Source organism: Brakhagea baltica (genome assembly GCF_052161605.1).
Lineage (GTDB): Bacteria > Planctomycetota > Planctomycetia > Pirellulales > Pirellulaceae > JBKCUI01.
Genome location: NZ_CP197409.1, coordinates 6,576,544 through 6,585,399, shown reverse-complemented (window position 1 = coordinate 6,585,399; position 8,856 = coordinate 6,576,544). Strand labels below are relative to the sequence as shown.

At 51.8% G+C, this 8,856-nt stretch carries 7 protein-coding genes; 2 read left to right on the top strand and 5 right to left on the bottom strand.

All coding sequences use genetic code 11. The features are described from left to right. Positions 1 to 17: 17 nt before the first annotated feature. On the top strand, positions 18 to 1,415 hold the full coding sequence (locus tag SH449x_RS25620; RefSeq protein ID WP_482378922.1) for a hypothetical protein: 1,398 nt from the start codon (positions 18 to 20) through the stop codon (positions 1,413 to 1,415). A gap of 28 nt (positions 1,416 to 1,443) precedes the next feature. On the opposite strand, the gene ispG is transcribed toward SH449x_RS25620, so the two are convergent. The 4 genes from ispG to SH449x_RS25600 all read right to left on the bottom strand — a co-directional run bounded on the left by ispG (position 1,444) and on the right by SH449x_RS25600 (position 6,151). Continuing rightward, positions 1,444 to 2,598, bottom strand: a complete 1,155-nt coding sequence (gene ispG, locus SH449x_RS25615; protein WP_482378921.1) for a (E)-4-hydroxy-3-methylbut-2-enyl-diphosphate synthase — start codon at positions 2,596 to 2,598, stop codon at positions 1,444 to 1,446. A 61-nt stretch (positions 2,599 to 2,659) separates the two neighbouring features. Beyond that, positions 2,660 to 3,418 (bottom strand): tRNA (adenosine(37)-N6)-threonylcarbamoyltransferase complex dimerization subunit type 1 TsaB, encoded by a 759-nt coding sequence (tsaB, locus tag SH449x_RS25610; RefSeq protein WP_482378920.1) that lies wholly within the window; start codon positions 3,416 to 3,418, stop codon positions 2,660 to 2,662. Then, positions 3,415 to 4,884, bottom strand: coding sequence for a leucyl aminopeptidase (locus SH449x_RS25605; protein ID WP_482378919.1), 1,470 nt, complete (start codon positions 4,882 to 4,884; stop codon positions 3,415 to 3,417). Before SH449x_RS25605 ends, tsaB begins: the two co-directional genes overlap by 4 nt. A 73-nt stretch (positions 4,885 to 4,957) precedes the next feature. Further along, positions 4,958 to 6,151: a hypothetical protein gene (locus SH449x_RS25600; protein WP_482378918.1), complete on the bottom strand. Its 1,194-nt coding sequence runs from the start codon at positions 6,149 to 6,151 to the stop codon at positions 4,958 to 4,960. Positions 6,152 to 6,379: 228 nt separating this feature from the next. Between SH449x_RS25600 and xseB the strand changes: the two genes are divergently transcribed. Continuing rightward, positions 6,380 to 6,733: an exodeoxyribonuclease VII small subunit gene (xseB, locus tag SH449x_RS25595; protein WP_482378917.1), complete on the top strand. Its 354-nt coding sequence runs from the start codon at positions 6,380 to 6,382 to the stop codon at positions 6,731 to 6,733. A gap of 42 nt (positions 6,734 to 6,775) precedes the next feature. On the opposite strand, the gene SH449x_RS25590 is transcribed toward xseB, so the two are convergent. Then, positions 6,776 to 7,834, bottom strand: a complete 1,059-nt coding sequence (locus tag SH449x_RS25590) for an endonuclease/exonuclease/phosphatase family protein (protein ID WP_482378916.1) — start codon at positions 7,832 to 7,834, stop codon at positions 6,776 to 6,778. Between the last annotated feature and the right edge of the window lie 1,022 nt (positions 7,835 to 8,856).

Here is an 8,856-nt window from a genome sequence, read left to right as displayed (position 1 = left end):
AACAGAGGTCACCAGCCATGCTGCGTGTAGTCTTTTTAATGGTAGCGAAGGCTGCATTGTTTGGATGCCTTGCGATTCCCGCTGAGGCCCAAACGTTTCAGCTAAACCCCGGCCCCAGTCCCCTTGAGAATCCGCTTAAAGGCTTGGTTCCCTACGCCAATCCGAAACGGGATCGATTCCCGCATACGATGGAGTTCAACTATCTCCCATTTGCGAAACTAAATGTTGGGCCCAATAAATACGATTGGACGGAGTTGGAGAAGCTGCTGGATGACATCGCCTCCCGTGGCAACATGGCTATCATTCGAATCTATCTAGAGTATCCCGGCAAGAAAGACTGCATTCCAAAGTATTTGATCGAGGCTGGTCTCAAGACGGAGACTTATACCAATACCAACACCGCACCACTTCCTCCCACGGACGTTACCACCCCCGATTACGACTCACCTCTACTCCGCAAAGCTTTGGTCAATTTCATATGCGAGTTTGGTCACAAGTATGACGGCGATCCAAGACTTGCCTTCATCACCGCCGGGTTACTCGGAACTTGGGGGGAATGGCACACGTATCCTCGCGAAGATTTATGGGCCAGCAAGGAAACGCAGACCTTGGTTATGGATGCTTACGAAGCATCATTTCAAGTAACGCCAATCTTGTTGCGATACCCTGCTGGGGTCGACAATTATGACAAAGCTCCTAATCATGATCGCAGTTTTGGATACCACGACGACTCCCTATGCTGGGCAACCTTGGAAACCGGCCGGAAAGAGGACGACTGGTTTTTTGTTCCGGCACTCCAGGCTGCGGGGAGCGAGGCGTTGAACAAATGGAAATCGCACCCTATCGGTGGTGAAATTCGCCCCGAAGTCTGGGGTAAAATCTTTGATGCCAACGTCAAGATTCCGCAGGCTCAGCCATTCGATGAATGTGCGCGAGCCATACATTTGTCCTGGACTATGGACACGGGAATGTTTCGCGAATCTGCTCCTAAGGAAAGGATGTCACGTGCTTTGAAGTCGGTTTCAATGATTGGCTACGATTTCTATGCAAAGGATGCAACGCTCGCTTGGTCCGATTCGGACCGATCGCTATCGGTAAGCGTCTCCATTGTGAACAAGGGCATAGCTCCGTTTTACTACGATTGGCCCATGGAAATCGCGATCGCAAACGAAACGGGTGGGATTATCTACTCCTCGATTGCCGCAGATTGGTCGCTGAAAGGGCAGTTGCCATCCGACGAACCAAACACGCGTACAGCACAGTTAAATCTGGCGAGTTTAACTGCTGGTAAATACAGCGTGCTTCTTCGGGCGAAAAATCCATTGGCGAACGGTAAGCCACTCAAGTTCGCTAACGAAACGCAAGATGCAACGGTCGCTGGCTACTTAACCCTCGGCGATTTTAAGGTTAAGTGAGCGAGCACCGAACGCTAGATACTTACGTTTAAACCCCGGCAGACTCGAGTTTCTTCTGTTCAATGAGCTTGTCGAGTTCCGTCTTTAGCACGCCGAGGATCTCGTCATAAGGATACGATCCGAGGGATTCCTCTCCCTTTTTGAGGTTCACTCGATTCGGGCCGCACCACAAACCGAGGTCTGCATCGTCGGTCTCTCCTGGTCCATTTACACGACATCCCATGACCGCAATGGTAATCGCGTAGTCCTTCGCGTAGGTTGTCATCTCCTTGACGTCTTGAGCCAATTCCACAAAGGCTTCGTTTTCCACTCGCGAGCAGCTCGGACAGGAAATGATATTCAGCTTGGATGGATCCAATGCCACCACAGATCGGAGGCGTCCGTTTCGAATGTCGTCGATGATCTGGTTCCCCGCCTCGATCTCCATCGACTTCTTCGAGTTCGGTACAGTTAAGCTGACCCGTATCGTATCTCCTATACCTCGTCCGATGAGCTGCTCGAAGGCGATGCGTGTTTTGATAATGCCGTCTGGTGGAAGCCCTGCTTCAGTAACTCCCAAATGCAAGGGAATGTCTGGGCGCTGCTCGGCGAATCGTTTGTTGACCTCGACGACCTTGCTCGGATCACTGTCTTTAAGAGATACGACGAACCTCACAAAACCTATCGACTCAAGTAATTCGCAATGCTCAAAGGCCGAAGCTAACATGGGACCGATAGAGTCCTTATCCCCGAATTTCTCTTTCTGAGCGGGATCGACGCTGCCGCAATTCACACCGACTCGCAACGCACAATCGTTTGCCGCTGCAACCTCAGCAATAAACTTGACCTTGTCCTCCCAGGGGCGATTTCGCTCGTGGTGGTAAAGGTGACCCGGGTTGTACCGGACCTTATCAACGTGAGGAGCGACCTTTTCGATCAGTCGATAGTTCTCTTGCAAATCGACGGACAAGTTGGCTTCTGTTTGTTTACGAATTTCAGCTAGGGCCAACGCATCCTTGTCGCTATCCACTGCAATTCGGACTACGTGAGCTCCCGCACGATGCAAATCATTGACCAATGCCACGGTGGCATCAATGTCGGTCGTATGCGTGGCAGTCATGCTCTGGACTGCGATAGGATGAGCGGCACCGATGAAGATATTGCCAACTTTGACGGAGCGGGTCGGATTGCGTTTTATTTCCATGTTTGTTTTTCTCGACAGGTACTTTGCAAGGTCGCTTTACTATACCTATTTGGCAATTTCCTTATAAGGCTTTCGCTTTCTCCTCCGCTGCGCTTCCCCGAAAATAATTGGGAAGCAGGAGGAATGGGTCGATTTGTCGGCCCTGGTTCCAGCGTTCAAGTCCGAGTTTTGCCACAAAAACTGCATGCGGCTCAAAATCGGTACTCTCAAAACAGGGCAATTGCTCACACCACCCTTTTAGCTCTGCATCCTCTAGTTCCCGCTCGCAAAATCGAAGAACCCGCTGACAACCGGGGCCGATTAATGCGTGAGCTTGCGGGGAATCGTTTGATTCTCGGCATTCTCGCAAAAAGTCTTCGATATCCAGCACACCGGTATTCGAAAGGGAGCTGCGAATGCTTCGCGATTGCACAAACAATTGCCCCCGGTACGCATCCAGCAAAGCATGAATGTGCTTAGGAGGATCCGTTCGCTGCGCGAGCAACGCGGCGTTTGCCCCTTGCAAATGAACCACATCCAGCGTATCCAAAGGAACAACCGGAACCCGCAGCGCGTAGGCCAGAGACTTGGCGGTGGCCACCCCGACTCGCAATCCCGTAAAGGAGCCTGGACCGTTCACTAAGGCAATACACCCCAGCTCGGACAGAGGCATACCGTGCGTCGCTGCGATTTGTTCTATGCATGGAGCAAGTGACTGCGCCGAACCAATCGTTTTGGGGAGATCAAGGGAGACGATCGCTTGAGAAGATTCTTCAGTTCTTGAGGCGATAGCAACCGATCCGAATTTCCCGCTCGTTTCGATAGCTAGGAGGTAGTTCATGAGTCTGCATCCGCAGATTCTTTTGCGAACATCTCCGCAAAGGTTCTAACCAGAGTACCTGTCGCTCCGGCATCGCACCAAGCTTTCGCTGAATCGAGAAAGGCGGGACCTGCGATATCCATGTGAGTCCAGGGTGTCTGGCCGACGAACTCTTCGAGGAACTTAGCCGCTGTAATGGCTCCCCCCCATCGTCCTTCGCCCACGTTCTTGATGTCAGCGATCTTGCCAGCGATTTGTTCTGAGAAGAATGCATGCATGGGCAGCGGCCACATATACTCACCTGCCGCTTCTGCTGCAAGTGAGATCTCAGATTGCCAAGATGTGTTGTTCGACATCGAACCAGAAATGTCATTTCCTAAAGCTACGACGCACGCCCCCGTCAGAGTAGCAAAGTCAACGATCTTGCTCGGTTGTGAGTCCAGAGCGACGTTCAAGCAATCGGCGAGAACCAATCGCCCCTCGGCATCAGTATTATGGATCTCGATCGTTTTGCCACTTCGAGCAACGAGCACATCACCAAGCTTGAATGCTGAACCCGATATCATATTCTCGACTAGGCCAATAATGCCGATTAAGTTGCACTTAGCATTGAGTAGTGCGGCAGCCTGCATGATCCCAAGCACGGTCGCTGCGCCAGCCATGTCGCACTTCATGGTGAGCATACCGTCTGACGGTTTGATAGAGTAACCACCGCTATCAAAGGTTACCCCCTTACCGACTAGGGCAGTCGGCGGTTCGGTGGACTCACCTCCTCGGTATCGCATGATGAGCAGTCGTGGCTCCCGACTCGAACCACGCGACACTCCTAACAAAGCGTTGCACCGTTCCGATTCCAATTTCGACTTGTCCCAAATCTCGAGCTCCAGCTTGCATTGCTGTGCGACCAAGGTGGCTTCTTCGGTGAACGACTCTGGGTACAGATAGTTAGCCGGCAAGTTTACTAGTTTACGTACTAAATTCACCGAGTCCCCGATGATTGTGCCGCGACGAATGTTCGCTTCGCTAAGACCAACCCATTCACAAAACTCAGGCTGAATCAATGACTTTTCCTGTTTGAACAGGTCTTGCCCGACGCAACCTGCGGTAGCTCCGCAGATCGCAGCTCGTTCTGCGATCGGTAGACCATGGAAGCCAACGAATCTAACGCGCTCGCGGTATTTGTTCGCAATTTTCTTCATCGCGCTACCGGCTGCACGGTGTGCGACCAAGGGAGCAAGTTCCTGAGCTTCGCCGACCCCGACCATTACCACCTGAGAAGAAGCGACACCGATCAAGGAATAGAGCGTGGAGATTTGATTCGGCTTTGTAGATATCTCGCCGGACTCGATCAGTTTTGAGATCAAGCCCCCAGTTGTTTGGTCTAGCTCAAGAATCGAAGGAGTGGTTCGCCACTGATCGGATACGGCGATCACAAGTGCATCACACGGACTCTGAATCCATTGCTGAGGAGCTGGTAAAGATCTCATGAAGCTGACGAGTTGGTGTTGGAGTATCGTTAAGACAACGGCAGTATCTTATCCGAAAAACCAGAATGGTACATCAGTCATCTTTCAGCCCCAACCTAGCCCACCATTTTCCTTTCTGGAGCGATCTCGGGGATGAGGCTGTTTCTCCGTCAGTCGGCACTTGACTGGCTCGCTCCGCCTCTAATTGTTGTAATTTCTCTTGTATCTCAAGCCTTTCTCTAGCCAATTTTGCACGTTCTAGAGACATTTCGATCTCGTCCTGGCGTTGCTTCTGCTCCCATTGTTGTTGCTTTTCTTTCAATCGCTGACGCTCCTCGGCGATAATTTCGTCTGCGTCAACAAATTGAGCGACGGCAGCAGCACCGATAGCCATGCCGTTCGCCGCCACAGATTGTTGTTCGAGCAGGCTACGTAGGTCTGCAATTTCCTTGTCTTTAAGGTTGACCTGAGCGGATGTCTCGTCAAGAATCCGCTTTATATCAAGGGTCTCTGCTGCACCCTCGTTGCTGTCCAATTCTTGCTGCTCGAGAATTTGTAGCAAGGCTTGCTTTCGATCCTCCCAGGTGACCGCTTCGTGGCTTATCGTGCTGGGGTCCTGGTATTTTGCCAGCCTTGATGCGAGCTCGTTGCTGTGAAGCCGAAGCTCGACAACTTCGTGTCTTGTCTCCATCAGCTCGCTCTTCAGGGTAGTTATCTGCTTCCTAAGCTCGCTCTCTGATCCGGTACCGAGGCTTGACCCGAGTTCGTCCTCCAGAAGCTGATTCTTTTCCTTGAGCTTATCGATCTCGCGGTTCAATTCGCACTCTCGCTCAATGTGCTCGTTGCGAACGACGGTGGTAAGCTCCTTGATGTCTTCATTCTCAATGAAGTCGAGCAAGGTCTGATATTCAGCTCGCGAATGGTTTAACAGGCTGTTCAACCGCTCATTCTCTATACGCATGGATTCAACAATCCCGCTTTGCCCCGACGTATCCTGTCCGATTGAACGCGTATCGGCCTGGGCGATTCGCAATTCTGCGGCATCAATAGCATGCTGTAACTGGCTTCGCAGATCCTGGATCTCGAGTCTCTCTCTTTCCAGTTGGGCCGCACTACTTGCCAATTCAGAAAGCTTGCGATCGATTCGATCAATCAGAACTTCATCTGCCTTACTGGTGCCCGGGGAGGACACAAGTTCGTTGGGCGTGGCTGAATCGGTCTCCGGTTTAGCTTGAGAGTCGACGGTTAACAACGACTCGAGCTGTTCTAAAGTTTGATCGAATGGCATGATTTGATCCGCTTTCTCGGCCGAAAGCGCAGAGGGACGTTCAGCGGAAGCCAAACCTCCACGCTTTGCTTTTTTCTTAATTCTACGCCGATTAGGTATCATCTGAATCACGTTGTTAGGGCTTGGGCTCCACTCCAGGTGCTATGGAGCAATCTACGCGTGAACGATAGGTTATTAGGTTACCGGTAGCTCCCGTTTCGCGCCGGGAGGGTAGAATTTTTCGTGAGGATGATTAACGGTTTTGCCGATTTGAGCGATGATCACAATGATAAGGAGTTGCTGTTGAGTACCGAAAAGAACCACTGTTCCGAAGACATGACGTTTGAGGACGCTATATTTGCCCTAGAGCAATCCGTCAGAAGACTCGAGGGTAATTCGCTGGGACTAGAGCAATCGCTGGAGGAATATGCCAAAGCAGTGGCGTACGTAACGCACTGCCAGAATCGGCTTGGGCAAGCCAAGCAAAAAATCGAGCAGCTGAGAAGCATGTCCAAATCCGGGGAGGTTGTCGCCACAACCTGGCAGGAGACTGCACCAGAACCAGACTCGCCTTCTCCTAGGCGTCGGAAATCAGAACCTTAAGCCAGCACGTAAGTTGCGAGGGTTACGGGAAGCGGGTCCAAACTATCTGAAGGCTGAACCTCTTCCATCGGCAGCCCTACTTGGTCCGGCGAGTGGCATTTCTGTGACATAAAATTCGGCCCAAATAGGAAGATGGTCCGAGATCGCAAGTGCTTCGTCGCGACTTATACGAAACATCTGCTCCATATCTAGCACTCCGAAACGTCCCGTGAATTCGTTGGTGAGGTCCCGATCGAGTAGTATGTTGTCCCAGATTCGGGTTCGCCGGGTGTTGGTCGGTTCATTAAACAACCAGATCAACCCGGGAACTCGAGCCAAGCTCTGGAAATTCCTAGGCTCGATGTTGAGATCTCCAAGCAGTATGACATCATCTTCACCCGCGTTGGCATACTCGAAATTCTGGATTGACTTGAATACAGCGGACATAACCTCGCTCTCTTCTAACGCTTCATCCGGGTCGGAGTGGATATTGATCAATGTAAAGCGGAATGGCTGGAATCCTGTTGGCACCCGCGTCACAAATCGTGCGACCAGAGGTTCTCGGTGCAGCAGGTCCTGAGTGTCTTCAACAAGGTAGCTAAACTCATTTGAGGAAACGATGGTTTCTGTGTTGAACACGTAAGCGTATTGTTCTTTCGAAACCGTTCTGCCGAGGGGCGGGCTAATGATATAGTCATACTTAGCACCGTTTCGATTGACGTACTCCATCAGAGCAGGGAGGGACTTGTTGGATCTATCGCGGATCTCTTGGATGGCAACTATGTCGAACTGCCTGATGATCTCTGCCAGCTGCTCCGGGATGCCCGGTTTGGACATCTTTGACACGCCGAAGACTTGAATGTTGAAGCTGGCGATCAGTATGGTTTGCGGATTGCGAGCCGGGAGTCCGGGCGCCCGGCTGGCCGTTGATTGCGATACCAACCAACCTGCATTAGCGGGGCGATTGTTCTCGAGTGTGGCCCCGTTCGGAGCTCCTGCAAGGCGTTCGTTATTCTGCGTAAGGATTTGGTCGGAAAACGATTCGACATGCTCGCAGCCGACGAAAAACGAAATCAGAAAAAGGCTCGCGAAAATAGCGAATGCAGCTGTCTTACGGCTCATTCCCCTCGCCTCCATGCTCGGGTAATTGACAACAAAACCAATGAAAACGATCGCCAATGCGCTATCCGTGCGCATCCAGCCTGAACATGCCTCACCGGCAAAGGTGCGATCGATGCAGCTTGCCTAAACAGTGCACTGTTCGCGGGCTATGTGGTCAATTAGCCAAAATACGAGAGGGTGTCGAGGTCGAATCCTGTCGAAATGCCCTAGATACCGCTTCCTTGCCGGGTATTGCGTGAGTGGGATAGGTCGATATCCCGCAAGATTCCCCAGCACTGAATCCTCAGGAACTGGCAGCTAGGTATGCTGTAACAAGGCTCTGCGCAGTTACAGCATTCACTCTCCCTTCGAGGGAGAGTCGAGCGTAGCTCGGAGAGGGTGAATAAGAACGCATTCATTCTCCCTTGAGGGAGAGTCGAGCGTAGCTCGGAGAGGGTGAGAGGCACAGCGATGCATAATGGCCCCGACTAGTCAGCGATCCTAAAGCCCCTTCCCCTCGTGATCGTAAACTCCACTCGACCCTCCCAAATTCTTTGGGAGGGTGAATAAGGCGGTAACTCACGCTGCAGGACTGGTGGTTCACGAGCCAAGAGTTCGCCTCGATCAGTGAGCTCGAAGTTGGCGAAACAATAACCTGCTCACAACTGGAGTGCTCATGCACTCGTGTGAGTAGCATTGACCTGTTCGTGAACGCCTCCAGCCAACCTCGAGTCGGTGGAGCGATGACTAACAGGCTAGCAACGGATACCCCAATATAAACCTCCCCCTTCCCTTCTGTCTCGCCGCAGGCGAGACAGAAGGGAGGGGGGAGGAGAGCGTCGTGGCTAGCTTTGTTAGTCGTGCTTCCACTGAGTGAACTCAGTGGAGAGCAAATGACCGAATTCGGTGCAACAAACTGCTCGAAAACGGTATCTCATGGCTCGCTTGAGCCTCGATCGGAAGACTAGGAAAACCAAAACACCGTTGGTAATCCTATAGGGAAAAGATTGGCTTTCTTTGAAACTTCCCACTTCACCCTTCAA